This is a genomic window from Actinosynnema sp. NPDC020468, assembly GCF_040642015.1.
In the GTDB taxonomy this organism is placed as follows: domain Bacteria; phylum Actinomycetota; class Actinomycetes; order Mycobacteriales; family Pseudonocardiaceae; genus Actinosynnema.
In genome coordinates this window covers 79,853-106,792 of the sequence record NZ_JBFAEO010000028.1, presented here as the reverse complement: position 1 = coordinate 106,792, position 26,940 = coordinate 79,853, and the positions used below count along the sequence as shown (strand labels likewise).

The window sequence follows — 26,940 nt, the reverse complement described above, 5'->3', positions numbered from 1 at the left end:
TACCCCCGCCCCCCGCCGCGCCTTTACGCCCCCGCCGACCCCCCGGGCGGGGCAGACCGGGTGTCCGGGCCGTGGCGGGGGGCGGCCCGCCACCGGCCCCGGGGCCCGGCGCCCGCGACCGGGCCGCGCGGTGCGGCACCGGGTCGGGCCGAGGCTCGGGCAGGTGCCGAGGGCCTTCGTGCCTTCGGGTGAATCTACGAGCGGAGACGAGCGGGGTCGGGTTCGCGCGCGGCTGCGGAACCCCGAAGGTCACGCGGACGCCGGGGCCACCCCGAGTGGTCCGGTCCACGCGCGGAGCCGGCTCGGCGGTGGGCCGCACCGCGCCCGCAGTGCCCGGTGGGCACGACTACGCACCGGAACGACTCGGCGGTGAGCCCCGGCCGGGACGCACCCGGACCGGCTCGGAACGGCGAAGGCCGGACACCGATCCCGGTGCCCGAGCCGGCGGTGATCGCGGGCACGACGACACCGGGACCCGACAGCGGATCCGGCACCGGGCGGGCCGGCCCGCCCGCGGCCACCTCGCCCGCGACCGCCGGGTCCCGGCGCGCGACCCGCGCCCGGCCACCGAATCCCCGACGAGTCCCGACGCACGCCCGCTCGTCCACCTCACGCCCGACCACCGGCCCTGTCCCGCGACCCGCGCCCGACCGCCGGACCCCCGACGAGTCCCGCCGCACGCACCCGCCCCGGGCCGGCCGCGGAACGGCGAAGGCCCCGCCGGGGCGGGGCCTTCGTGGTGCCTTGGCGGTGGTCAGTCGGGTTGGATCCAGGCGATCTGGACGCGCTGCTGACCCAGCTTGCGGGTGACCAGCGTGCCTCGGCCCGGAGGTTGCGGCGACGCCTTGAGGTTGCCCACGATCGCGCCCTCCTCCTTCGAGCCGCTGCCGACCAGGATCGGCGCCGAGATCTCCTTCAGCTTGCCCAGCACCGGGTCGAACATCGCGCGCGAGGCGCCACCCATCCGGCGCACCGCGATGATGTGCAGACCGACGTCCTTGGCCTGCGGGATGAACTCGGCCAGCGGCTGGAGCGGGTTCTGCGCGCCCTGCGGCGCCACCAGGTCGTAGTCGTCCACGACCACGAACAGCTCCGGCCCCTTCCACCACGACCGGTTGCGCAACTGGTCCTGCGTCACGTCCGGGCCGGGCAGCCGGCCGGTCATCGACGTCCGCACGTCCTTGATCATGTCGGTCAGCTGGGCCGACGACACGGCGTAGGACAGCAGGTGGTCGGTCTCGATGTAGCCGAGCATCGTGCGCCGGTAGTCGACCAGCATGATCAGCGCCTCGGACGAGGTGTAGCCGGTCATGATGCCGCGGACGATGGTGCGCAGCAGGTTCGTCTTGCCGGACTCGCCGTCGGCCAGGCACATGAAGTGCGGGTCCGCGTCGAAGTCCAGGTACACCGGCGCCAGCTCGTCCTCGTTGACGCCGATCGGCACCAGGTGGCCGCGGTTGGGCCGCTGGTGCTGCACCTGGCCCACCAGCTCCTGGTACGGCATGAGGTCGGGCAGCAGCCGGACCTGCGGTGCGCGCCTGCCGCGCCACGCGCCGGACACCTTCGCGATCATGTCCTGCACGCCGCTCGCCACCGACTCCGGGTCGGACGAGGCGTCCACCCGGGGCAGACCGGTCAGGAAGTGCAGCTTCTGCGGCGACAGGCCGCGACCGGGCCGGCCGGCGGGCACGTTCACCGCGACCTTGCGGTCGACGTCGGACTCCGACGGGTCACCCAGCCGCAGCTCGAAGCGGGTGCCCAGGAGGTCCTTCATCGCGGGCCGGATCTCGGCCCACCGGTTCGCCGCCACGATCACGTGCACGCCGTAGGACAGGCCCTGCGCGGCGAGCGCCTGGACCTGCGGCTCCAGCGTCTCGAACTCCTGGCGGAAGTTCATCCAGCCGTCGACGATCAGGAACGCGTCGCCGAAGTCGTCGTCGCGGATCTCGCCGCGCCGCTTGCGGTTGCGGAACTCGACCATCGAGTCGACGCCCTGCGCCCGGAACCGCTGCTCGCGCTCGGTGATCAACCCGGTCAGCTCGGCCACCATCCGGCGGGCCTTGTCCACGTCCAGCCGCGAGGCGAACCCACCGACGTGCGGCAGCTTCTCCAGCGACGCCATCGTGCCGCCACCGAGGTCCAGGCAGTAGAACTGGACCTCCTCGGCGGTGTGGGTGAGCGCCATCGAGGTGATCAGCGTGCGCAGCATCATCGACTTGCCCGACTGCGGGCCGCCGACGATCGCGCCGTGGCCCGCGGCGCCGGAGAAGTCCGCCCACAGCAGGTCGCGGCGCTGCTCGAACGGCTTGTCCACCACGCCGAGGGGCACCTGGAGCTTGCCGTTGGCGAAGAAGCCGGGCGAGGTGAGCCCGCGGTCCTCGGTCGGCTGCAACGGCGGCAGCAGCGTGTCCAGCGACGGCGGCTCGTTGAGCGGCGGCAGCCACACCTCGTGCGCGGGCGGGCCCTGGCCGATCAGCCGGCCGACGATGACCTCCAGCTCGGAGGGCTCGTTGCTGTCCTCTTCCTTCTTCTGCGCGACGACCGGTTCGGCCGGCTTCACCGGCTCCTTGGGGATCTCGATGTAGTCCGGCACGAAGAAGCGCGGCCGCTTGTCCGAGGTCACCGGCGCCGAGGGGCCCGCCACCTGCAACCCGGCCGGCCGGTAGGGGCCGGACACGTAGAGCGCCTTGAACCGGGTCAGCGGCGAACCCTGCACGCCCAGGTAGCCCGAACCCGGGATGGGCGGCAGCTCGTAGGCGTCCGGCACGCCGATCGCGGCGCGGGACTCGGCCGCGGAGAACGTCTTCAGACCGATCCGGTAGGACAGGAAGGTGTCCAGACCGCGCAGCTTGCCCTCCTCCAGGCGCTGCGACGCGAGCAGCATGTGCATCTGGAGCGACCGGCCGACGCGGCCGATCTGGAGGAAGATGTCGATGAAGTCCGGCTTCGCCGTCAGCATCTCGGAGAACTCGTCGATGCAGATGAACAGCGCGGGCAGCGGGTCGAGGTCGGCGCCGTTCTCGCGGGCCTTCTCGTAGTCCCACACGTTCTTGTAGTTGCCCTTGGCGAGCACCTCCTGCCGCCGGGACACCTCGCCCGCGATCGCGTCCTTCATGCGGTCGACCAGGGTCAGGTCGCCGGCGAGGTTGGTGATCGTCGCGGCGACGTGCGGCGCGGAGTCCAGGCCGAGGAACGTGGCGCCACCCTTGAAGTCCACCAGGATCATGTTGAGCGTGGTGGACGAGTGGGTCGCGAGCATGCCGAGCACCAGCGTGCGGAGGAACTCGGACTTGCCGGAACCGGTGGCGCCGATGCACAGGCCGTGCGGGCCCATGCCCTCCATGGCCGCTTCCTTGATGTCCAGCTCGACGGCCTGGCCGAACTCGCCGATGCCGAACGGCACCCGGTAGCGGTCGCGCACCGGGCGCGGTCGCCACGCCTGCTGGATGTCGAACGTCATCGGGTCGCCCGCGATGCCCAGCAGTTCGAGCAGGGCCGGGTTGGACGACAGCGGGTCCTCGTCGGAGCCGCCCGACTCGACGCCGCCGATCCGGTACGGCGCCAGCCGCCGGGCGAGCGCCTCGACCTCGACCACGCTCAGCCAGTCCGGCGCGCCGAACCACTCCACACCGCTCGCGCTGCGCGCGCCGAGCTTGCCGTCCTCGATCACCAGCCGCAGACCGCGCCGCGCGGTGAGGTTGCCCAGGGACTCGGAGAGGTCCATCAGCGTGACGCCGACCAGACCCTCCTCCAGGATGATCTGCTCCTCGCGCGTCACGTCGCCGTCGTCGATGACGATCACCACGTGCGGCTGGTCGCTGGGCGGCGGCGCGTTGCGGGTGAACCGCTGCCGGTCGCGCAACTGCTCGTCCAGCATCTGCTCGACCTCGGCCAGCGAACCGGCCATCATCCGCATCTGACCGATGCCGTCCACGATGGACGGGTGCTGCACGTGCGGCAGCCACTTCGCCCACTCCCACTCGGCCTTGGTGCGCCCGGTGGTGACGATCGCGATCAGCAGGTCGTCCGGCGAGTGGAAGGTGGCCATCTGGGCCAGCAGCGCGCGGGCGAGGCCGCGCTTGATCTCGATGTCGCCGAGCAGGCCGACCGCGGCGAACCCGCGCAGCGCGATCGAGATCGGCAGGTCGGGCACCAGCGAGTGGGCGCGCACGAACCGGCGCAGCGCCAACGTCGCGATGGGCTCCAACTCCTCGACCGGACCGGTCTGCGGCGGCACGAGCCTGGTCGCCAGGCGCTGCGAGCCGCGGCCCGCGCGCAGGTGGCAGAAGTCGGGGTCGTTCTGCCGGCGTTCCCACATGCGCCGGGTGGTGGCGAGCGACCACAGCATCTGCGGGTCGGGGTGGACCCACTCGCGCTCGGCGCGCTGCTCGTCGGCGGCCTCGCGGGCGCGGTCCCGCATCTGGCCGAGGTACCGCAGGTAGTCCTTGCGGTCCTCGTTCATCTCGGCCTTCTTCTGGCCCTTGCCGCCGCCCATGCCGCCGGCCATCATGCCCACGGTCGAGACCAGCATCATGCCCGGCATGATCATCGCAGCGGGACTGCGCCCGCTGTAGCTGAACATCAGCACCATCATGCCGACGGACGACACGATCATGACCGCGGGCATCGCCTTGGCCATGATGTTGCCGGGGATGACCCGGGGCACCTCGGGTGGCGGTTCGAGGTGGACTTCTCCGCCCGGCGGGCGGGGAGCGGCGAGGCGTGGCGTGCGCTTGAACTGCAGCGTGCTCACCTGACAGGCACCTCTCACACTCGTTCGGTCAACCCACGGGCGCGCGTGGGTGTCGCGCCCCGGTCGCACCCGACACTATGGCGCATGGACCCGACCGGTGAGGGTGGGTCCGCCGAAAATCTGCGGTGGAACCTGTTATCCGGAACTCACCTGCCCGGGGCGGCGCTACGGCCATACTGGGGCGGCCCGGTGGGCAGTGCGCACGACCAATAAGGTCTTCAGCCGTCCACAAGCACACACTCTCGAGGGACCTTAGGGGGCGCTGGTGGCGACCGGTACGACGGTGTTCAGCCGGGTGACGGTGGTTGCTCCGCGAACGCGTATCGACGTCGCGCTTCCCGCCGACGTCGCGGTGGCCGACCTGCTGCCGATGCTGCTGGACATGGCCAAGGAGGCCACTCCGGACGGCGGCGTGCGGCACGGCGGGTGGGCGCTGGCCAAGCTCGGTGACAGTCCGCTCGACCCGGGGCGCACGCTGGCGTCGCTCGGCGTGGTCGACGGCGAACTCCTGCAACTGCGCAAGCGCAACGAGAACCCGCCGCCCCCGCTGTACGACGACGTGGTCGACGCGATCGCGGAGTCCGATCCGGACAGCTTCCGGCCGTGGACCAAGGACACCGCCCGCCGCTACGGCCACCTCGCGGGCGCGCTCGCGCTGATCGCCGCGGCGGTGGCCGTGCTGCTGGCCGGTCCCCTGGGCGGTGGTCCGAACCTGGCGCCGGCGATCACCGCGGGCGCCATGGCGATCGTGGCGCTGGCCGCGGGCGCGGTGGTGGCGCGGGCCTACTCGGCGACCGGCACGGGCGTGCTGATCGCGGCGGCCGGCGGGTTGCCGATGGCCTACGTGGCCGGGCTCTACATCGTGCCGGGCGCGATCGGCCGGCCGAGCCTGCTGCTCGCCAGCGTGCTGGTGCTGATCTTCGCCTCGGCCGCGATCCTGTTGATCGGCAAGGGGATCACGGTGTTCATCGCGGCGGCCACGGCCGGCGCGCTGAGCGGGTTGGCGTTCCTGATCGGGATCTTCGTCGACCACCCGACGACCGGGATCGCGGCGGCCACCACGGCGGTGTCGCTGGCCGCGATGTCGGTGCTGCCGCGGTTGACGATCCAGCTGGCGAAGCTGCCGCTGCCGACCGTCCCGGGCAGTGCCGAGGACCTCAAGGAGGACACCGGCTTCCCGGAGTACGCGGTCATCGAGCGGCGCACCGCGAACGCGCACGAGTACCTCACCGGCATGATCATCGGCTGTGGCGGCATCGCGGCGCTGTTCTCGGTCGTCGCGGCGGGCGACGGCACGATCTGGGGTCCCCTGCTGGCGATCGTCGTGACGCTGGTGCTCGCGCTGCGCGGCCGGGCCTACGCCAACGGCGCGCAGGCGGTGGCGCTGCTGGTGAGCGGCATGGTCGCGGGCGCCGGGCTGCTGATCGGGTGGCTGGTCGAGTCGTCGGTGTCCACCCGGCTGCTGTTCGTCTTCGGCACGCTGGTGCTGGTCGGCGCGGTGGCCTTGGTGCTCGGCGTGATCTTCCCCGGGCAGAAGTTCTCGCCCGTGCTGCGGCGGACCGTCGACGTGCTGGAGGCGATCCTGATCGCCGCCGTGCTGCCGTTGGCACTGGCCGTGATGAACCTCTACGTGGCCATGCGCCAGCTGATCCCGGCCTGAGGTGTGCTGCTGATGCACCGGACCACCCGCAGGCTGGCCGCGGTGACGGCGGTCGCGCTGACCCTCGTCACCTCGCCGCTGGCGTACGCGCAGCAGACGACGACGGCGGCGCCCGGCGCGCGGCCGAACTCCGTGCCGCCGGCCGTGGACCGCAGCGCGCGGCCGAGGGCCGAGGCGCCGCGGCCGGACGTGGCCTACACCAAGCAGAAGGTCTGCATCACCTCCGACACCAAGGACCGGCCGCTGCCGCAGAAGCCGTGGGGCCAGATGCAGTTGCGGCTGGAGGAGGCGCACCGCTTCGCCACCGGCAAGGGCGTGACGCTCGCGATCATCGACACCGGCGTCAACGGCAACCACCCGCGGCTGGCCGGCCGGGTCAAGGGCGGTGGCGACTACGTGAGCAACGAGGGCGGCACCGTCGACTGCGACGGCCACGGCACCGAGGTCGCGGGCGTGGCGGCGGCCAGCCGGGACGACAGCACCGGCTTCGTCGGCGCGGCGCCCGAGGCGAACGTGCTGGCGTTCCGGCAGACCAGCGACTACTACCACTTCGAGGACAAGGCCAACCCGGCGAACAACCGGCCCACCGCGGGCAAGGTGCACACGCTGGCGCAGGCGATCGTGATGGCCGCCGAGGCGGGCGTCGAGGTCATCAACATCTCGCTGACCGCGTGCGAGCAGCCCAAGGAGCCGAGCCAGCAGGAGCGCGAGCTCCAGGCCGCGATCGACTACGCGGTCAACACGAAGGACGTCGTGATCGTGACGGCGGCCGGCAACCTCAGCTCGAACAACACCGGCTGCGCGGCGCAGAACGACAACCAGGACGCGGGCACGGTCAACGTGGTCGCCTCGCCGCCGTGGTACTCCGACGACGTGCTGTCGGTCGCGTCGATGAACCGGGCGGGCGACCCGTCGTCGTTCACCGTGTGGGGCCCGTGGATCAGCGTCGCGGCGCCGGGCGAGGACATCACCACGCTCGACCCGGCGGGCAACGGCCTGACCAACGCCAACCGCGACGAGCGCGGCGCGCTGAGCCGGATCCAGGGCACCAGCTTCGCCTCGCCGTACGTGGCGGGCGTGGTGGCGCTGGTGCGGCAGCGGTTCCCGAACCTCAAGGCGCACCAGGTGATGGACCGGATCAAGGCCACCGCCCAGCACCCCGGCAACCCGGACGGCCGTGACCACAAGATCGGCGCGGGCATGATCAACCCGGTGGCGGCGCTGACCGCGGAACTGCCGTCGGAGCAGGGCGTGAAGGCCGCCGAGCCGACCCAGTTGATCACCAACCTGGACCCGGTGAACCCGCCGGACAACACCCCGATGGTCGTGGCCCTCGCGGGTACCGGCGCGGGCGTGGGCCTCCTGCTGCTGACCCTGTTCATCGTCCACACCGTGAACCGCAACCGGTCCCGCCCGACGCGCCGGTCGACCGTCTGACACCGCCGCGGGTCGGCACACCGGGTTTCCCGAGGCCGACCCCGCGGCGGTCAGTCCTCGCCGAGCGTGGGCGGAGCGGTCTTCTTGGGCGCGCCGAGCAACGCCTCGGGCGAGGACGCGAGCCGCACCTTGGACTTGTGCTCCTTGTCGCCGCCCTGCTGACCACCGGCGCCGGCACCCATGCCGCCCATAATCCCGCCGCCGCCCATCCCGGCCGCCGCGGCACCGCCCGGAGCGGCCGCGGCCGCGGCCGGACGCCCCTGCGCCGGCTCACCCGGCTTGGGCTCGGCGACGGCCGTGGAACCGCCCTGCTGCAACGGGTTCTGCTCCGCCGGCACCCCGCCGGCCGCCGCCGGAGCGGAGCCGGACACCGAGCCTGTCGAACCCGAGCCGGTCGACCCCGAACCGATCGAGCCGGAGCCGGTCGAACCCGAGCCCGGCGCCGCCGAGCCCGTCGGGCCGGAACCGGTCGAGCCCGTCGCACTCGCGGCGGGCGCGGGCGAGGCGGCGGCGGTCGGATCCGGGGTGCCGGTGGCGATCTCGGGGCGCCGCGCCGGGTTCACCGCCGCGGCCGAGGTGGTCGAGGGCGCCGGCGACCAGTTCCGGGCCGGGTAGGCGTGGGTCGTGGGCGGCTCGTCGGCCAGCTCGTCGCACAGCCGGGCGAACGCCTCCAGCACGTCGCGCACCGAGTCGTGCAGGTCGCGCGCCGGCTTGTGCAGGTCCTCCAGCGCCTCGACCACCCGCCGGTCGCCGTCCAGCGGCAGCGCGGCCGCCTCGGAGACCGTGTCGGCCGCGTCGGAGAACACCCGGGCCATGTCCTCGACGACGTCGCGCACCGCCGACGCCGTCAGGTCCAGGGCGTCGGCCATCGCGAGCAGCGCGTCCGAGGTGTCCTGCCCGGCCAACCCGACCTGCTGCATGTGCGCCACGAACGCGTCCGCGTCCCGGCCCTGCCACGCGGAGTCCACCCGACCGAGCGGCGCGGTCAGATCCCGCGCCACGTGCTCGGCCACCACACCGGCCCGCCGCCACCGCTCGGCCTCGGCGTGCAGTTCCTCCCACTGCCCCAGCACGGGCGCGAAGTACTCGGCCACCAGGTCCCGCACCCCGAGCCGGCGCGAGATCCCGGTCAGGTAGTCCAGCGAGTCGCCGACCGACGCCGCGATCTCCCGCCCGTCCCTACGCACCGGGCACCCGCCACCCGACCGGCGCGCCGGCCACCCGGACGCCACCGACGAGGTCCGCCCGCGCGCTCCGCGCCACCGCCTCGACGCCGGAACGCGAGCGCCTCACGACGTGGCCGCCGCTACGCACCCGGCACCCGCTTCAACGCGGCCAGGGCCTCGGCGTCACCGGCCGAGTGCGCGGCCACCTGGTGCAGCCCCGAGGACGCCGACGACAGCACCTCGCAGGCGCGGTCCAGCCGGGACCGCAGCACGGCCGCGGCGCGCCGGTAGGACTCCGCGGCCCGCAGCGTCCGCCCCACCTCGCCGAAACCGGCCGAACCCAGCGGCGCGGACACGGCGTCCCGGGCCGAGGACAGCTCCGTGGCGGCGGAGTCGACGCGCTGCGCGTACAGCTCCAGCCACCGCGGGTCGAACGAGACACGACCGTTCACCGAACACCTCCCACCCACCAAGAGACGGCGTCCGGCGAACGACGGTTCCCTCGAACGGCTCAGCCGCCCCTTACTTCTGCTCGGGCAGCAGGCCCGCGGACTTCGGCACCGGGATCGAGTCCCAGCTGCGCGACGCGTCGTTCCGGTTGAGCTGCGGCCCGTTGGGCAGCAACCGCAGGATCGACTCCGGACCCGGCGTGAACGACGTGCCGAGGCCCAGCGCGCCGCTGGTCAGCGTGTCCGGGATGCCGTACTTCACGCCGCGGCCGGTGATCAGCTGCACCGGGCCGCGGTCGAAGTCCTCGGTGGACGACGCCGACCGCACCACGGCCGACTTGCCCGGCGCCATCACGAACTTGCCGACGACCTCGCCGGTCGCGCCGACCTGGTTGATGTTCACCGCGACCGCGCCGGCGGGCGTCGGCGGCTCGGGCGCGATGGTCACCTGGGTGTGCTGGGACTTGTTGTTGGCGTTGACGTTCTCGCCGCGCCACCCCAGGCACACCACCCGGTTGTTCTGGTTCGGGTCGAGCACGGCGGGCACCTCGCTCGGGTAGTCCGCGAGGTCGAGCCGCTCGGCGGGCTTCTTGTCCGGGATGCGCGCGATGTCGACCTTCTTGGGCTCCGCGCCCTGCGCGTAGGCGGACCGGATGAGGTCGCCCGCGGCCCGGCTGATCTCCTGGAGACCGTCCTGGAGCACCACGTAGAAGACCTCGACCGAACCGGTGCGCGACACCTGGATCACGTCGCCCACCTTGACGTTCTCGCCCTCGACGTAGGTCGCGGCCGCACCGCGGCCGGGGATCTCGGGCGCGGCCAGCGGCTTGGCCTCCGGGATCGCGTTGAGCAGACCCGCGGAGATCGCGCGCGGCGTCTTGTTGTTCAGGTTCAGCGCGTTGACCACCTCGCGCCGGGTGAGGTCGACCTGCGCGCGCACGGTGGACGTCGAGGTGATCTTGGTGTCGGTGGGCGCCTTGTAGATCAGGTACGCCTGCTTGCCGTCCGTGCCCGCCTTGACCAGCAGGGCCTTGTTGCCGTCCAGCGGCTGGCCGCCACCGCCGATGCCCGCGAGGACGGTCGTGGTGAACTTGCCGCCCTCGGCCGGGTTGTTCAGCGACTCGTCCAGCTCGAGCGTGTCGCAGACGGACCACTCGGCGCCGATGCGCTCCTCGGGCTTGGCGGGCAGCATGTCGGGGCCGTCCGGGATGCCGGTGAGCCTGCCCTTCGGCATCTGCGCCAGTGCCTTCTCGCTGACCAGCTTCGGCTCGCCGCCCATCACCTGCGGCTGCGCGTTGACCTGGCCGGCCGCCGCGTCACCGCCGTCGACGGACTGCGCCTTGTCCGGGTTCTGCTGGGCGAGCAGCAGCAACCGCGCGGACGCCAGGTTGGTCATCGGGATCAGCTGGGTCGGGTCCTTGCGGACCACGTAGACCTGGCCGGTCTCCTTGCTGATGGCGATCTGGGTGTCCTCGTCGATCTTCGGGTCCGGCGAGAAGAAGCCGAACACGAGGAACCCGATGAGACCGATGACACCCAGGATCACGCCGACCGCGGTCGCGCGCGAGTGCGTCCGCATGGGGTCGTGCAGCATCACCGCGTCCCGCCGCACCAGGGCTGACTGCATGCGGCGCAGCACGAATCGGTAGGCCTGGACCTGTGACTTGGTGGTGGGTGTTGATGCCATTCTCGGCTCGCTGCTCTCCCAGTCGCGGTACGGTCTGCACGATAGCCGGACGGCGGGTTGTCCGTGTGCGGGTTGGCCAGACCCGGGCCCTGATCCACCCGACGCACGTCGAGGGGAAAGAGAACCAGATCGGATGTCCGTGTCGACACCCCCACATCCGGGCCAACCCAACCCCGCGATGGCGCCACGCGGCCCCCAGCCCGGTCCCACGCCCCCGGGCGGCCCCGGCGCGATCCGCGCGGCCGCGCTCAAGGCACGCAGGCGTGCGGTCGGCGCGAGCCTCGGCGCGCTGCCGGTCGCGAACCTCGTCGTGCTCGAGGTCGGCGTCGCGATCGGCCTGATCCTGCTCGCGGTCGGCGCGGTCGGCGGCAAGACCGCACCCGCGCTGCTCTACACGGCGGGCGGGATCGTGCTCGTCGCGCTGGTCCTGGCGTTCGCCCGGTCCAAGGGCCGCTGGCTGACCCAGTGGATCGGCCTGGTGTTCCGCTACCTGTTCCGCGGCCACGGCCGCACGGCCGAGCGCGACGGTCCGGTCGAGCAGAAGGCGCCGTCCGAGGAGGACACCTCGGTCATCGGGCCGGACGACCCGAGGGTGGCGCTGCTGCGCCTCGCGGTGCCGGACCTGGTGGTGGCCAAGGGCGTCGACCACGAACGCCGCCCGCTGGGCATGGCCTGGCACCAGGGCGCGTGGACGGCCGTGCTGCTGGTCGACCCGGCGCCCGGCCTGATCACCGCCGTCGGCAGCGCGCCCGCGTTGCCGCTCGGCGCGCTGGCCCCGTGCCTGGAGGACCGGGGCGTGGTGCTGGACGCGATCTCGGTGATCTGGCACTGCTACCCCGGCAGCGCGTCGCTCCCGGTGAACTCGCCGGCCCTGAACTCCTACCTCGAGGTGCTCGGCCCGCTGCCCGCCGCGGCACGGCGCACGACGTGGATCGCGGTCCGGCTGGACCCGAAGCGCTGCGCGGCGGCGATCCGGGAGCGCGGCGGCGGCGTCGTCGGCGCGCACCGGGCGCTGATCGGCGCGCTGTCCCGGGTGCGCAACGCGCTGGAGTCGGCGGGCGTGGCCATCCGGCCGCTGGACTCCGACGAGCTGATCCGGGCCGGCATCTCGGCCGCCGAGCTGACCTCCGTCGCGGGCTCGAACACCTCGGTGTCGTTGCGCGAGAAGTGGTCCGGCGTCACCGCCGGCGGCGTCGGCCACCACAGCTACGCGATCACCCGCTGGCCGTCCAAGGGCATGCGCAACAACCTCAACGCCCTCACCGGCGTGCGGGCGCTGTCCTCGACGCTGTCCATGTCGATCTCGCCGAGCAGCGAGACCGGCCAGGTCGGCCTGCGCGGCCTGGTGCGGGTCAGCGCGCGCACGCCGTCCGAACTGGACCGGGCCGACGACAGGATCAAGGCGTTGGCGGACAAGCTCGACATCACGCTGACCCCGTTGAACGGCCTCCAGGTCGCGGGACTGGCCGCGACGCTGCCCCTCGGAGGTGTGGCGTGAGCAACAGCCGGCTGCTCGACACCCGCGGCCAGGGCAAGGGCGTCGCGCCCGAGTTCCTGGTGGACCCCAAGCTGCTCGACGTGGTGAGCCCGTCCGGCGACCGCGGCGGCATGGTGCTCGGCTCGGGCTTGCAGGGCGAACCCCTGACGATCTCGGTGCTGCGGTCCGCGCCGACCCGCATGGTCGTGGTCGGCGGGCTGTACCTGGCGCGGCAGATCGCGTTGCGCGCCATGGCGACCGGCGCGTGGATCACCATCGCGACGGGTCGGCCCGCCGCGTGGCAGCCGGTGGTCCGGGCCGCCGGGCAGGGCGCCGACGGCCGTCCGTCGCCCGCCGTGCAACTGCGCAGGCTCTCCCCGGTGGAACTGCCGCGGCCGTCCGAGGACAGCCCGCTGCTCGTGGTGCACGACGGCGGCCACGTGCCGCAGGAGCTGTTCCCGCCGCGCTCGCCGTGGCAGACCACGATGTACGTGCTGCCCTACCTGCACCCGCAGGCCGCGACCACCGCGAACTCGGCGGACCTCGTGCTGCTGCAACGACTTCCGGTCGGTCAGGCGCAGCTGGCCGCGCAGATCTGGCGGCTGCCGCCGCAGATGGCGCACCAGCTGACCACGTTGAAGGACGACCAGGTCATCGCGCTCGGCACGAACCTGTGGCGCCCGCTGCGCCTGGTGACCACGCCGGGCGAACAGCAGATCCTGGGCGCGGTGCGCCGGGGCGACTGACCACAGTGGACGGACGAGGTGCCCCGGGCCGACTGGTCCGGGGCACATTTTTCGTTGTGGGTCCAGGAGGTTCCCGCAGTGACCGCCCGCAGTGCGCCGTTGACAGTACGACCGCGAACTGTGGAGAACACTCGGGTCGGCATCGCGGCGAAAGCGGTTGCGCACCCGGTGCGGCGACCAATAGGAACGACCCAGGGTGTCCGGGCGACTTCGGGGCGGAGTCACCCGGACGCACATCCGTTCACAAGGGGGTAGTTCCAACGATGACATCGTCCAGGACGACCAGGGCGGTCGGCGCGACACTCGCCGCGGGCACGACGTTCGTGCTCACGGCCGCGCTGTCCGCGGTCACCGCGCACGCGGCTCCGGGGGAGATCCGCGGCGCCGGCGCCGAGCACGCCGTGAAGGACAGCTACATCGTGGTGCTGAAGGACGTCAACGCCACCGACGCGCTCAGCGCCAAGTACCAGGCCAGGGTGACCCACCGGTACACCTCGGCGCTGCGCGGCTTCTCCGCGACGCTGAACGAGGAGCAGGCCCGCAAGCTGGCCGCCGACCCGGCGGTCGAGTACGTGCAGCAGGACGCCGAGGTGTCGATCTCCGGCACTCAGACGCCGACCCCGTCGTGGGGTCTGGACCGGATCGACCAGCAGTCGCTGCCGCTGGACAACAGCTACACCTACCCGGGCGAGGGCGAAGGCGTCACCGCCTACATCATCGACACCGGGATCCGGTTCTCGCACACCGAGTTCGGCGGCCGGGCCACGTCCGGCACGGACACCGTCGACAACGACACCGACGCCACCGACTGCAACGGCCACGGCACGCACGTGTCCGGCACCGTCGCCGGCACGAACCACGGCGTGGCCAAGAAGGCCAGGCTGGTCGGCGTCCGGGTGCTGAACTGCGCGGGCTCCGGCTCGTACGCGGGCGTGATCGCGGGCATCGACTGGGTGACCGCGAACGCCGTCAAGCCGGCCGTGGCGAACATGAGCCTCGGCGGCGCGGCGAACGACCCGGTCGACACCGCGGTGCGCAACTCCATCGCGTCCGGCATCACCTACGGCCTCGCCGCGGGCAACGACTACGGCGCGAACGCGTGCAACAGCTCGCCCGGCCGCACCGCCGAGGCGATCACCGTCGGCTCGACCACCGACACCGACCTGCGCTCGGACTTCTCCAACATCGGTCCGTGCCTGGACATCTTCGCGCCGGGCTCGCTGATCAAGTCGTCCTGGTACACCGACGACAGCGCCACCAACACCATCAGCGGCACCTCGATGGCGACCCCGCACGTGGTCGGCGCGGCGGCGGTCTACCTCGGCGCGAACCCGACCGCGCGGCCGCAGCAGGTCCGCGACGCGCTGGTGGACGGCGCGTCCAACGGCGTGGTGACCGACCCGGGCACCGGCTCGCCGAACAAGCTGCTCAAGGTCGTCGGCGGCGGCACGACCCAGCCGCCGACGGGCTGCCTGCCCACGACCAACGCCACCGACTACCCGGTGCCCGACAAGGGCGGCGTGTCCAGCCCGATCACCATCTCCGGCTGCGCGGGCAAGGCGTCCGCGACCTCCACGGTCGAGGTGCACGTCAAGCACCCGTACCGGGGCGACCTGGAGATCCAGCTGATCTCGCCGGTCGGCTCGGTGCGCCAGCTCAAGGCGCCCTCGGGCACCGACGCGGCGGACGACGTGGACGCGACCTACACCCTCGACCTGTCCGGCGAGGACGCCAACGGCCAGTGGCTGCTCAAGGTGAAGGACGTGTACCTCCAGGACTCCGGCTACCTGGACTCCTGGACGCTCGACCTGTGACCGCGTGACCCGGGCGGCCCCCGCCACGTCCGACGGCGGGGGCCGCCCCTCGCGTCCTCCAGCGCCGCCAGCACCTCCGGCCACGTGCAGCCGACGGGTTCGGTGGCCAGGTTGTGCGCCGCGATCCGCTGCCGCGTCCCGGTGTCGCGCGCCAACCGCACGACCGCGCCCGCCAGGTCGTCGGTGAGCACGCCCTCCACGCCGTCCCGGACGAAGTCGGCCACGCCGGTGCCCGGTCGGGCGATCACCGGCACCCCGGCCGTGCGTGCCTCCAGGGCGGCCAGGCCGAACGCCTCGCAGGTGGCCGCGTTGACGAACAGGTCGGCCCGCGCCAGCAGGTCGCGCACGCCGTCCCGGTCGAGCCGGCCGACCAGCCGCACCCACGACATGCCGTGCCGCACCAGGAACCGGCGCACGGCGGGCAGTTCCGGCCCGTCGCCCGCGATCGTGGCCTCCAGCGCGCCGGGCCCGAGCGCCGCGCCCGCCCGCCACAGCGCCTCCACCAGCTCGCGCGGTCGCTTGCGCGCGGCCAGCCGGCCGACCGACACCACGTGCACCGCGCCCCGCCCGACCCGGCCCGGCCGCCACTCGGCGGGCGTGATGCCGTTCGGCACGACCGAGATCTCCTTGCCGGACAACGAGATCGTGCCCGCGGCGGCCCGGCTCACGGCGGCCACCGACAGCGGCGCGCGACTCCACCCGTCGACCAGGTCCAGCAGCCGGTAGCAGTGCCGCACCACCGGGTCCCACATGCTGTGCACCAGCACGACCGTCGGCAGCCCGCGGCGCAGCGCCACCCGGACACCGGACCACGCGAACGGCGCGATCGCGCCCACGTGCACGTAGACCACGTCCGGCCGCAACGCGCGCAGCTCGCGGTCGAGGTGGTGCGCGGCGCGCGGGTGCACCGGCCAGGGCAGCGGCACGGACAGCTCGTGCACCGAGCAGTGCGGTGTCCGCTGCGCGCCCCGGGTCGCGGTCAGCACGTGCACGTCCGCGCCCGCCCGGTGCTGCGCGGCGGCGAGCCCGGCCACCTGGACCTCGATGCCGCCCAGGCGCGGGAGGAAGCAGTCGGTGATGTGGGCGATGGTCATCCCCGCGCTCCCGTCAAGCCGCCGAACGGTCCTGCTGACACTCTTGCACCTGTGAGCCGAACGTGCGTGTTCTTCCACGCCCATCCGGACGACGAGGCGCTGCTGACCGGCGGAACGATGGCGCGGCTGTCCGCCGAGGGCCACCGGGTCGTGCTGGTGGTGGCGACCTCGGGCGGCCGGGGCCTGTCCGCGACCACCGACGACCTGGCGACCGCGCGGTCCCGCGAACTCCGCGCGTCGGCGGCGGTGCTCGGCTGCGCGCGGGTGGAGTTCCTGGGCTACCAGGACTCCGGCCTGACCGGCGACACCGGCTTCGCCCGCGCGGACGTGACGGAGGCCGCCGACCGGCTGGCCGCGCTCCTGCACGAGGAGCGGGCGGACCTGCTGACCGGCTACGACCCGGCCGGCGGTTACGGCCACCCGGACCACGTGCAGGTGCACCGGGTCGCGTCGCTGGCCGCGGAACTGGCCTCCACGCCCCGGCTGTGGGAGGCCACCGTGGACCGGGACCGCCTCCTGCCCGTGCTGCGCGCCGCCCGGCTGGTCCGCCGCTTCGACCTCGGCCCGTTCGAACGGTCCTACAGCGCCTCCGCGGACATCACCCACCGCGTCGACGTCCGCCGCTACGCCCACCTCAAGCGCCGCAGCATGGCCGCGCACGCCACCCAGACCACCGGCGGCACCACCACCAGAACCCTGACCGCGCTCCTGCGCCTGCCCCCACCGGTGTTCCGCTACGCCCTGGGCACCGAGTGGTACGTGGAACGCGCCCGCCGCCGATGACCCGGCTCCTTGCGGGGCTCGTGTCGCTGGCGCTGGCGGCGTGGCTGGTGATCGCCGTGGTGCCCGCCGTGGGCGGCGTGTCGTGGAGCGCGGTCGGCGACGTGCTGGCCGGCGTCACCTGGCCGACGCTCGTCGGGCTGCTCGTGCTCTGGCTGGCCGGCCAGTGGTGCTACTCCTACGTCCTGTCGGGTTCGATGCCCGGCTTGCGCCCCGGTCAGGCGTTCCTGATCACCGCGGCCGGCAGCGCGGTCAGCAACCTGCTGCCCTTCGGCGGCGCGGCCGGTGTCGCGGTGACCGCCGTGATGGCCACGAGCTGGGGGCACAGCCCGCGCGCGATCACCACGTCCACCCTGGTCAGCGGCATCTGGAACACCGCGTTCCGGGTCGCGCTGCCGCTGGTGGCACTGGCCGTCCAGGGCGCGGCCGTGCTCGGCAACGGCGCGCTCGCGGTGATCGTCGTCGGCGTGGTCACCACCCTCGCGCTGCTGCTCCCGCTCGCCGGGCCGCGGTGGGCGGGCCGGCTGTTCGGCGCCCGCGTCCTGCGCCTCCTGCTGCACCTGCGGCTGTCCACCCGCCAGGTGATCCGCGAGCGGTGGCCGGAGCTGACCGGCGGCATGATCGCCTACCTCGCCCTCCAGGGCCTGCTCTTCTGGTGCTGCCTCGCGACCTCGGGCGCGGTGCTCGACCTGCCGACCACCGTCGCCGCCTTCGCGGTGAGCCGGCTGCTCACCCTCGCGATCGTCACCCCCGGCGGCGTCGGCATCACCGAGAACGCCACCATCGCGCTGCTCGTCGCGCTGGCCACCCCCGCCGCCCACGCGGTCGCCGGGGTGCTGCTGTTCAGCACGTTCACCTACGCCGCCGAGATCCCGCTCGGCGCGCTGGCCTACCTCGCCTGGTCCGCCCGCAACGGAAAACCGCCTGCCCGCGCGAACGCGGACAGGCGGTTCCGGTTCAGGACCCGCTAGCGGTCACCCCTCCTGCGGCGGGCGGTGAGCAGCACGGTCAGCGCGCCGACCAGCAGCACCCCGATGCCGAGGAGCAGCTGCGGCAGCACGCCCACCACACCGGTCCACGCCAGCGGCTCCTGGGGAGCGGGCTGGTGCGGCCCACCGGGCTCGTGACCACCCGGCTGGTGGTCGCCGGGCTGGTGGTCGTCACCGGGCTTGTGGTCGCCGTGGTCGCCGTGACCGTCACCGGGGTGGTGCGGACCGTGCGGCTCGTCGACCTCGACCCGGACCGTCGCCCGGCTGTTCGCCGGGTTGTCGTCGCCCGTGCCGTCCCGCAGCGTCACGTCCGCCACCACCTCGTCGTGGTGGACGGGGTGCTCGGCCTTGGTCACCACGGTCACCGGCGGCAACGTCCGGCCGGGCTCGAGGGTCCAGTCCGTGACGCACGTGACGACCTGACCGCGCACGTCGCAGTGCCACCCGTCGCCGTGCGTGTCGACCACCGTCAACCCCGGCGGCACGGTGATCACGGTCGTCGCGCCGCCCACGGTCACGGTCCCGGTGTTGGTCACCCTGTCGGTGATCACCACCTTGTCACCGACCTCCGCGTCCGGCTTGTCGACCGAGATCGACACGCCCAGGTCCACCTTGCGGTCCACGACACCGGCGTCCAGGTCGGTCTTGCGGGTGATCCGGCCGTCGGCGATCGCGATCACCACCGGCCCGGACAACCCGGTCGCCCGGTCCACGTCGGAGTTCTTCGCGCCGTCGGAGGCGCCCGGCGTGGTGAACGTCTTCCCGTTCGGCGCGGTGAACTGCACCGTGTAGGTGCCCGGCGCGAGGTCGGTGAACGCGTACCGGCCGTCCTTGTCGCTGGTCGTCGTCTTGACGACCGAACCGCCCGAGTCGCGCACGGTCACCACGACACCCGGCAGGCCCGGCTCACCCGGGTCCTGCACCCCGTCGAAGTCCAGGTCGGACCACACGAAGTCGCCGATCGACCCGCGCTCCTCGCCGAAGTCGACGTTGCCGCCGCCACCGTTCGACACGGTGAGCGCGACCTCGTTCGGCGTGGTCGAGCCGTAGCCGTCCGGCTGGAGCTCCACCACCTGGTAGGAACCCGAGCCCAGGCCCTCGATCCGGTACCGGCCGTCGGGGCCGGTGGACACCCTGGTGATCTCGGTGCCCGAGTCGGACTTCAGGATCACCGTGACACCGGCCAGTCGCCCGGCCTCGGCCGCGTCGATCACGCCGTCGCCGTCGGTGTCGACCCACACCGTGCCGGTCAGCACGCCGCCCGCCTCGCCGAACAGGTAACCCGACGCCGTGCCGCCCGCGGGCACCTCGATGCCGGTGATGGTGTCCGGCGACACGAGCGTGCCGCCGGCCGTGCCGACCTTGTCCTTGCCGTCGGCGAACCCGGCGGGCTGGGTCTCGGTCAGCGCGTAGACGCCGCCGACGACCTTGTCGAACGAGTACGAGCCGTCCGCGCCGGTGGTGGTCGTCCGGGACACGGTCGCGCCCTGGGCGTCGGTGCCGGTGAGGGTCACCGTCACCCCCTCGACCGGTCCTTCGCCCGGGTCCCTGGTCCCGTTGTCGTTCAGGTCCAGGTACACCTCGCCGGACACGGTCGACCGGTTCTCCGCGAACCGGTACCCGCCGGCCGCCTGACCCGAGGCCAGCACGATCCCGGAGAACACGTCGTTCCCCGGCGTGCCACCCGCCGTGCCCGCGGTGTCCGGACCGTCGCCGTACCCGGCGGGCGTCGTCTCGGTCACCGTGTAGGTGCCCGGCCGCAGCCCGGTGAAGGAGAACGCGCCGTCCGGCCCGCTCTGCGCGGTGAGGTTGACGGCGTTGCCCAGGTCGTCCGTTCCGGTCAGCACGACGGTCACGCCGCCGATGCCGCCGCCGGACTCGTCCACCACGGTGCCCGCAAGCGAGGCCGCCTTCACCTCGCCGAACGTGTACCCGGTGGCGTCCGCGCCGGCCGCGAACTCGATCCCGGTCACCGAGTCGGGCCCGGTGACCGTGCCGCCCGAGGTGCCGGCCGTGTCCTTGCCGTCGAGGTACCCCGCCGGCTGGGTTTCGGTGACGGTGTAGGTGCCGCCCAGCAACCCGTCGAACCGGTACGCGCCGTCCGGACCGGTCGTGGTGGTCAGCGACACGGCGTTGCCCACCGCGTCCTGACCGGTCAGCGTCACCGCGACACCGGCGACCCCGTCCTCACCCGGTTCCCGGATGCCGTCGTTGTCCTCGTCCTCGAACACGACGCCGGAGAACGAGCCCCGGTCCTCCGCGAACTGGTAGCCGGTTCCGGACTGGCCCGACGACAGCGTGATCGCGGTGAACTGGTCCGGTCCGACCGTGCCGCCCGCCGTGCCCGGGGTGTCCGGACCGTCGGCGTACCCGGCCGGCTGCTGCTCGGCCACGGTGTAGACGCCCGGCGCGAGGTCGGTGAACGAGTACGTCCCGTCCGCGCCGGTGACCTTCGTGACCGGACCGTCCGGACCGGTGACGGTGATCGTCACGCCCGCCACCGGGTTGCCCGCGTCGTCCACGACCCGGCCCGCCAGCGACGCGCCCTTGAACTCGCCGAAGGTGTACCCGGTCGCGTCCGCGCCGGGCTCGAGCGCGATACCGACCACCGAGTCGGGCCCGGTGACCGTGCCGCCGGAGGTGCCGACCGCGTCCTTGCCGTCCAGGTACCCGGCGGGCGTCGTCTCGGTGACGGTGTAGGTGCCGCCGAGCAACCCGGTGAACGTGTAGGACCCGTCCGCGCCGGTGGTGGTGCTCAGCGACACGGCGGCGCCGGTCGCGTCCTCACCGGTCAGCTGCACCACCGCGTTCGGGATGCCCGGCTCGCCGGAGTCCCGCACGCCGTCGTTGTCCAGGTCCTCGAACACGGAGCCGGAGAACGAGCCCCGGTCCTCGGCGAACCGGTACCCGGTGGCCGTCGCGCCGGAGATCAGCGCGATGTTCGTGAACTGGTCGTTCGCCACGTCTCCACCGGAGGTGCCGGCGGTGTCCGGACCGTCGGCGTACCCGACCGGCTGCTGCTCGGCCAGCGCGTACACGCCCGGCACCAGCCCGGTGAACGAGTACGTCCCGTCGGCACCGGTGGTCCGGGTGTACGGACCGCCGGGACCGGTCAGCGTGACCGTCACGCCGGCGATCCCGTTGCCGCCGTCGTCCACGACCCGGCCGCTCAGCGACGCGGCCGTGAACTCGCCGAACAGGTACCCGGTGGCGTCCGCGCCGGGCGCGAGGTCGATCGCGGTCACCGAGTCGGGCCCGGTCACCGTGCCGCCCGACGACCCCGCCGCGTCCTGACCGTCCAGGTACCCGGCGGGCGTGGTCTCGGTGACCGTGTAGGTGCCACCCAGCACGCCGTCGAACGTGTACGACCCGTCCGCACCGGACACGACGTTGCTCGTGACCGCGGTGCCCGCGTCGTCCTGGCCGGTCAACTGGACCGCCGCGCCCGGGATGCCCGGCTCGCCGGAGTCCTGGACGCCGTTGTTGTTCAGGTCCTCGTAGACCACACCGGAGAGCGACCCGCGGTCCTCCGCGAACCGGTACCCGCTCGCCGACTGGCCCGAGGACAGCACGACGTTGGAGAACAGGTCGTTCGCGACGTCACCGCCCGCCGTGCCCGGCGTGTCCGGACCGTCGGCGTACCCGGCCGGCTGCTGCTCGGCCACCGAGTACGACCCCGGCGCGAGCCCGGTGAACGAGTACGACCCGTCCGGACCGGTGACCGCGGTGAACGGACCACCGGGGCCGGTCAGCGTGATCGTCGCACCCGGCACCCCGTTGCCCGCGTCGTCCACGACCACGCCGGCCAGCGACGCGCCCTTGAACTCGCCGAAGGTGTAGCCGGTCGCGTCCGCGCCGGCGGCGAAGTCGATCCCGGTCACCGAGTCGGGCCCGGTCACCGTGCCGCCGGAGGTGCCCGCGGTGTCCTTGCCGTCCAGGTACCCGGCCGGCTGGGTTTCGGTGACGGTGTAGACGCCACCCAGCAACCCGTCGAACCGGTACCCGCCGTCCGGACCGCTGCTGGTGGTCAGCGACACGGCGTTGCCCGCGGCGTCCTGACCGGTCAGCGTCACCGTGACACCCGGGATCCCGAGCTCACCGGGGTCCTGCGCGCCGTCGTTGTCCTTGTCCTCGAACACGACACCGGCGAACGAGCCGCGGTCCTCGGCGAACCGGTACCCGTCCGCCGTCCGACCCGAGGTCAGCACGATGTTCGAGAACAGGTCGTCCGCCACGTCACCACCGGCGGAGCCCGCGGTGTCCGGACCGTCGGCGTACCCGGCCGGCTGCTGCTCGGCCACCGAGTACGACCCCGGGGCCAACCCGGTGAACGAGTAGGACCCGTCCGGGCCGGTCGTCTGCGTCACCGGACCACCGGGACCGTCGAGCGTGACCGTCACGCCCGGCACCCCGTTGCCCGCGTCGTCCACGACCACGCCGGAGATCGACGCGCCCTTGAACTCGCCGAAGGTGTACCCGGTCGCGTCCGCGCCCGCCGCCAGGCCGATCGCGGTCACCGAATCCGGTCCGGTGACCGTGCCGCCCGCCGTGCCCGCCGCGTCCTTGCCGTCGAGGTACCCGGCCGGCGTGGTCTCGGTGACCGTGTAGGTGCCACCCAGCACGCCGTCGAACTTGTAGGAGCCGTCCGCGCCCGAGAGCACGTTCAGCGTCACCGCGGCGCCGGTCGCGTCCTGACCGGTCAACTGCACCGCCGCGCCCGGGATCCCCGGCTCGCCGGAGTCCTGCACGCCGTCGTCGTCCAGGTCCTCGAACACGACACCGGAGAGCGAACCGCGGTCCTCCGCGAACCGGTACCCGGTTCCCGTGCCGCCGGAGGGCAGCACGATGTTCGCGAACTGGTCGTTCGTCTGGACGCCGCCGAGCGAGCCCGGGGTGTCCGGACCGTCGGCGTACCCGGCCGGCTGCTGCTCGGTCAGGGTGTACGTGCCGGGCACCAACCCGTCGAAGCTGTACGACCCGTCCGGCCCGGTCGTCCGGGTGTAGGGACCACCCGGACCGGTGAGCGTGACCGTCACGCCCGGCACCCCGTTGCCCGCGTCGTCCACGACCGCGCCGGAGATCGACGCGGCCTTGAACTCGCCGAACAGGTACCCGGCCGCCTCGTCGCCACCGCCGAGCGCCACACCGGTGATGGTGTCCGGCTCCACGGGCGTGCCGCCGACCGAGCCCGCGGTGTCCTTGCCGTCCGCGTAGCCGGTGGGCTGCGCGGCCTCGGTGACGGTGTAGGTGCCGCCGACGACGCCGGTGAACGAGTACGTGCCGTCGGGCGCGGTCGTCGTGGTCACGTTCACCGCGCCGCCCTGGGCGTTCTGCCCGGTCAAGGTGACCGTGACACCGCCGATGCCCGGCTCGCCGCCGTCCTGCGTGCCGTCGTTGTCCACGTCCTCGTAGACCACGCCGGCCAGGGAACCGCGCCGCTCCTCGAACCGGTACCCGGTCGCCGTCGCGCCCGAGGTGAGCACGATGTTGGTCACCTGGTCCGCGCCGACGTCGCCGCCCGCCGAACCCGGGGTGTCCGGACCGTCGCCGTACCCGGCGGGCTGCTGCTCGGCGACCGCGTAGGTGCCGGGCGCCAACCCGGTGAACTGGTAGGTGCCGTCGGGCGCGGTGAGCTGGGTGAGCGGGCCGCCGGGCCCGGTGAGCGTGACCGTCACGCCGCCGATCCCGTTGCCGCCGTCGTCGACCACCGAGCCGGCCAGCGACGCGCCCTTGAACTCGCCGAACAGGTACCCGGTGGCGTCGACGCCACCGCCGAGGGTGACGTTCGTGATCGAGTCCGGCGGTGTCGCCGTGCCGCCCGCCGAGCCCGGGGTGTCCAGGCCGTCCGCGTAGCCGGCGGGTTGGGTCGTCTCGGTGACCGTGTAGGTGCCGCCCACGACGCCGGTGAACGTGTACGAGCCGTCCGGCGCCGAGGTCCGGGTCAGCGACACCGGCCGGCCGAGCGCGTCCTGACCGGTCAACGTGACCGTCACGCCGCCGATGCCCGGCTCACCGCTGTCCTTGGTGCCGTCGTCGTCCAGGTCCTCGTAGACCGAACCGGCGAGCGAACCCCGGTCCTCGGTGAAGTCGTACCCGCTCGCGGTCGCCCTGGAGGCCAGCGCGATCGCGCTGATCGAGTCGTTGCCGACCGTGCCGCCCGAGGTGCCCGCCTGCTCGCCGCCGTCGGCGTAGCCGGGCGGTTGGGCCTCGGTCACCGTGTACGTGCCCGGCGGCAACCCGGTGAACGAGTAGGTGCCGTCGGCCGCCGTGGGCAGGACCAGCGGACCGCCCGGACCGGTGAGCGTGATCGTCACGCCCGGGATGCCCGTGCCGCCGTCGTCCACGACGCGGCCGCTGATCGACGCGCCGACGAACTCGCCGAACAGGTACCCGGTCGCGGTCGTCCGCGGCGGGAGGGTGATGCCGGTGATCAGGTCCGCGCCGACCGTGCCGCCGGCCGAGCCCGCGGTGTCCTTGCCGTCCGCGAACGTGCCCGGCTGGGTTTCGGTGATCGTGTACAGGCCCGGCCGCAGCGCGGGGAACGCGTACGAGCCGTCGGGCGCGGAGATCGCGGTCAGCGACACCGCGTTGCCCGCCGAGTCGGTGCCGGTCAGCTGCACGGTCACGCCGGGGAGCCCCGGTTCGCCGCCGTCCTGGCTGCCGTCGTTGTCCAGGTCCTCGTAGACCACGCCCGCGAGGCTCGACGTGGGCCGCTCGGCGAAGTTGTCGCCGGTGCTGGTCTGACCGGCCGTGAGGGTCACGGTGAACGCGTCGTCGCCCGCGGCCACCGCGTTCGTGCCGGGGGTGTCGACGCCGTCGTCGAAGTCCGCCGGCTGGTCCTCGGTCACCGTGTACGTGCCGGGCGGCACGTCGAGGAAGGCGTACGTGCCGTCGGTGGAGGTGGTCGTGGTGCGGTTGACCGCCCCGCCGACCAGGTGCACCGTGACGCCGCCGATGCCGGTGTCGCCGTCGGCCGCGTCGAACACGCCGTTGTTGTTGCGGTCCGCGATCACCCGGCCGGACACCGCGCCCAGCGTGGGCGCGTTCGCGGTCGCGGTCGCGGTCACCGTGCCGCCCAACGGGTCCAGCGCGGTGACGGTCGCCGTGTTGCTGTCACCGGCGACCGGAGCGGTCGTGGTGCAGGTGTAGCTGAAGCCGCCGCCCGCGGTCAGCGTCGCCCTGGTGGTCGCGCAGGCGGCCACCTTGGGGTCGGCCACCACGAGACCGGTCAGGTCGGTGTCGCCGGTGTTGGTCACCCCGATGGTGAAGGTGATCGTCTCGCCGGCCACGTAGGTGGCCTTGTCGGCGGTCTTGGTGATCGACACCGCCGGGTTGATCACATCGACCGGAACGCCCGCCGAGTCGTCGACCGGATCGCCGTAGTTGCTGCTGCCGGTCGCGTTCGCGGTGTTGACGAAGTTGTCCGCGCCGGCCGGTCCCACGCAGTCGTAGGTCACCGGCACGTCGGGCACCAGGTTGCCCACGGTGCGCGCGCAGTCCGGGAAGCCGGGGTCGGCCACCGCCACGCCGACCGCGTTCGCGCCGCCGGGCGAGACCACCGTGATCCGGAACGTCACCGGTTGACCCGGGCGGAACGGACCGGGGGTGACCAGTTCCTTCTTCGCCTTCAGGGCCGGGATCGGCACGGAGAGCACGAGGTTCTCCGCCAGGTAGGTGTCACCGCTGGTGGAGAACGTGAGGGTCGCCGACGTGCTGCCCGGCACGATGCTCGGCGCGGTGAACTGCTTCGCGTCGACGCTCATGTTGTTGACCACGGCCGGGCTGAGCGCGTTCTGGGCGTTGGAGACGAAGTAGTTCGTGGTGAGACCACCGGGTAGCGGCTCGGCCACCGGTGTCCCGTTGATCGAGAACTGGTCGCCCGAGATGTTCCGGTCGCCCTCGTAGGCGGTCAGGCCGACCCGCACACCGGTGGCGGCCACCCGGAACCCGTTCACCGTGGTGGTGGTCGCCGCGTCGGTCGAGGACTGCCGCACGTGGCCGTCGTAGAGGAAGATCTCCCGCTTGCCCGGCGCGTAGACCGGCGTCGGGCCGGGGTACTCGTAGACCAGGACGAGCGACCAGCCGCCGAAGCAGCCGAAGCCCTGCGGGGTCCACACGTTGCCCAGGCCCACGCTCAGCGGCGTACCGGTCGCGAGGCCCTGGAAGTAGGACGTGACGTTCGCGTACGCCGAGTAGAACTGGGGCTGGCTCGCGGGCACGTTGGCGAGCGCGTCGCGGCTGATCACCTGCGGCGACACCGCGATGGTCGACCCGCCGGTCGCGGACAGCCGGACCGAGGTCGACTCGGGCGTGCCCGACGGGAGGACCGAGGTGCCCGCGCCGGCGAAGAACTGGCGCGTGGTGCAGCCGGGCGTGGTCGAGACCGTGCCGTCGCTGAGCCTGATCGTGCCGGTGTCGCCCGCCCAGTTCAGCCGGGCGTAGTCGACCGTCGCGCCGGGCGGGATGGTGAGCGAGGCGGTGGTGGAGTTGAACGTCGCGGCGTCGGAGTCCACGTCGGCCCAGCGCATGTAGTACGCGTCGTTGCCGCTCGACGTGGTCGGCAGCGTGCCGCCCATCGCCGTGGCGCAGTTCGCGATCGGCTCGCCGCTCGACGGGTCGACCGGGTCGGTTCCCGCCACCGGGCACCGCATGTTGCCGTTCGCGACCTCGATGAAGTCGCCGTAGAGGTCCTTGTTGAAGTTCAGGGTGAACGGCCTCACGACCGCCGCCTCGGCTGCGGGCGCGGTCACCACCACAGCTGAGCAGGCGGCCAAGCCTGCGGCTACCAGGGACGCCGCGAGGCGACGTCGAGCACCGGATCTTGGCACGACGCGTGCTCCTTCGGGGTGGACGGTAAAACCCGAGGGAACCTTCCGGCGAGCCCGGGC

Annotated in this window: 13 protein-coding genes; 7 read left to right on the top strand and 6 right to left on the bottom strand. The window is 73.0% G+C overall.

Going from position 1 to position 26,940, the window contains the following annotated elements; translation table 11 throughout:
• Positions 1 to 754 precede the first annotated feature (754 nt).
• Positions 755 to 4,753: a type VII secretion protein EccCa gene (eccCa, locus tag AB0G50_RS21190; RefSeq protein WP_360111152.1), complete on the bottom strand. Its 3,999-nt coding sequence runs from the start codon at positions 4,751 to 4,753 to the stop codon at positions 755 to 757.
• Positions 4,754 to 5,018: 265 nt separating this feature from the next.
• Here eccCa and eccD point away from each other — a divergent pair, with 265 nt between their 5' ends.
• On the top strand, positions 5,019 to 6,413 hold the full coding sequence (gene eccD / locus AB0G50_RS21185) for a type VII secretion integral membrane protein EccD (protein WP_360111149.1): 1,395 nt from the start codon (positions 5,019 to 5,021) through the stop codon (positions 6,411 to 6,413).
• A gap of 12 nt (positions 6,414 to 6,425) precedes the next feature.
• Positions 6,426 to 7,850: a type VII secretion-associated serine protease mycosin gene (gene mycP, locus AB0G50_RS21180; protein WP_360111146.1), complete on the top strand. Its 1,425-nt coding sequence runs from the start codon at positions 6,426 to 6,428 to the stop codon at positions 7,848 to 7,850.
• 50 nt (positions 7,851 to 7,900) lie between these two features.
• Here the strand turns inward: mycP and AB0G50_RS21175 are convergent, their stop codons facing one another.
• The 3 genes from AB0G50_RS21175 to eccB form a co-directional block, all read right to left on the bottom strand.
• Positions 7,901 to 9,037 (bottom strand): hypothetical protein, encoded by a 1,137-nt coding sequence (locus AB0G50_RS21175; RefSeq protein WP_360111143.1) that lies wholly within the window; start codon positions 9,035 to 9,037, stop codon positions 7,901 to 7,903.
• 119 nt (positions 9,038 to 9,156) lie between these two features.
• Positions 9,157 to 9,468, bottom strand: coding sequence for a hypothetical protein (locus AB0G50_RS21170; protein WP_360111140.1), 312 nt, complete (start codon positions 9,466 to 9,468; stop codon positions 9,157 to 9,159).
• A gap of 70 nt (positions 9,469 to 9,538) precedes the next feature.
• Positions 9,539 to 11,152 carry a type VII secretion protein EccB gene (eccB, locus tag AB0G50_RS21165; protein ID WP_360111137.1) on the bottom strand — a complete coding sequence of 538 codons (1,614 nt, stop codon included), beginning with the start codon at positions 11,150 to 11,152 and terminating at the stop codon, positions 9,539 to 9,541.
• Between the two features lie 178 nt (positions 11,153 to 11,330).
• Between eccB and eccE the strand changes: the two genes are divergently transcribed.
• The 3 genes from eccE to AB0G50_RS21150 all read left to right on the top strand — a co-directional run bounded on the left by eccE (position 11,331) and on the right by AB0G50_RS21150 (position 15,189).
• Complete coding sequence (eccE, locus tag AB0G50_RS21160) at positions 11,331 to 12,650, top strand: type VII secretion protein EccE (protein ID WP_360111134.1); 1,320 nt, start codon at positions 11,331 to 11,333, stop codon at positions 12,648 to 12,650.
• On the top strand, positions 12,647 to 13,375 hold the full coding sequence (locus AB0G50_RS21155) for a hypothetical protein (protein WP_360111131.1): 729 nt from the start codon (positions 12,647 to 12,649) through the stop codon (positions 13,373 to 13,375). Before eccE ends, AB0G50_RS21155 begins: the two co-directional genes overlap by 4 nt.
• A gap of 263 nt (positions 13,376 to 13,638) precedes the next feature.
• Positions 13,639 to 15,189 (top strand): S8 family serine peptidase, encoded by a 1,551-nt coding sequence (locus tag AB0G50_RS21150; RefSeq protein ID WP_360111128.1) that lies wholly within the window; start codon positions 13,639 to 13,641, stop codon positions 15,187 to 15,189.
• On the opposite strand, the gene AB0G50_RS21145 is transcribed toward AB0G50_RS21150, so the two are convergent.
• Positions 15,159 to 16,283 carry a glycosyltransferase family 4 protein gene (locus AB0G50_RS21145; RefSeq protein ID WP_360111125.1) on the bottom strand — a complete coding sequence of 375 codons (1,125 nt, stop codon included), beginning with the start codon at positions 16,281 to 16,283 and terminating at the stop codon, positions 15,159 to 15,161. The genes AB0G50_RS21150 and AB0G50_RS21145 overlap by 31 nt on opposite strands.
• Positions 16,284 to 16,334: 51 nt before the next feature.
• Between AB0G50_RS21145 and AB0G50_RS21140 the strand changes: the two genes are divergently transcribed.
• On the top strand, positions 16,335 to 17,066 hold the full coding sequence (locus AB0G50_RS21140; protein WP_360111123.1) for a PIG-L family deacetylase: 732 nt from the start codon (positions 16,335 to 16,337) through the stop codon (positions 17,064 to 17,066).
• On the top strand, positions 17,063 to 18,034 hold the full coding sequence (locus tag AB0G50_RS21135; protein WP_360111120.1) for a lysylphosphatidylglycerol synthase transmembrane domain-containing protein: 972 nt from the start codon (positions 17,063 to 17,065) through the stop codon (positions 18,032 to 18,034). The genes AB0G50_RS21140 and AB0G50_RS21135 overlap by 4 nt, the downstream gene beginning before the upstream one ends.
• Here AB0G50_RS21135 and AB0G50_RS21130 read toward each other — a convergent pair.
• Positions 18,031 to 26,802, bottom strand: coding sequence for an SdrD B-like domain-containing protein (locus AB0G50_RS21130; RefSeq protein WP_360111117.1), 8,772 nt, complete (start codon positions 26,800 to 26,802; stop codon positions 18,031 to 18,033). The genes AB0G50_RS21135 and AB0G50_RS21130 overlap by 4 nt on opposite strands.
• Positions 26,803 to 26,940 lie beyond the last annotated feature (138 nt).

Coding starts and splice junctions, on each gene's coding strand:
- AB0G50_RS21145 (WP_360111125.1), bottom strand. CDS start 16,283: ATGACCATCGCCCACATCACCGACTGCTTCCTCCCGCGCCTGGGCGGC.
- eccE (WP_360111134.1), top strand. CDS start 11,331: ATGGCGCCACGCGGCCCCCAGCCCGGTCCCACGCCCCCGGGCGGCCCC.
- AB0G50_RS21150 (WP_360111128.1), top strand. CDS start 13,639: ATGACATCGTCCAGGACGACCAGGGCGGTCGGCGCGACACTCGCCGCG.
- eccB (WP_360111137.1), bottom strand. CDS start 11,152: ATGGCATCAACACCCACCACCAAGTCACAGGTCCAGGCCTACCGATTC.
- mycP (WP_360111146.1), top strand. CDS start 6,426: ATGCACCGGACCACCCGCAGGCTGGCCGCGGTGACGGCGGTCGCGCTG.
- AB0G50_RS21135 (WP_360111120.1), top strand. CDS start 17,063: ATGACCCGGCTCCTTGCGGGGCTCGTGTCGCTGGCGCTGGCGGCGTGG.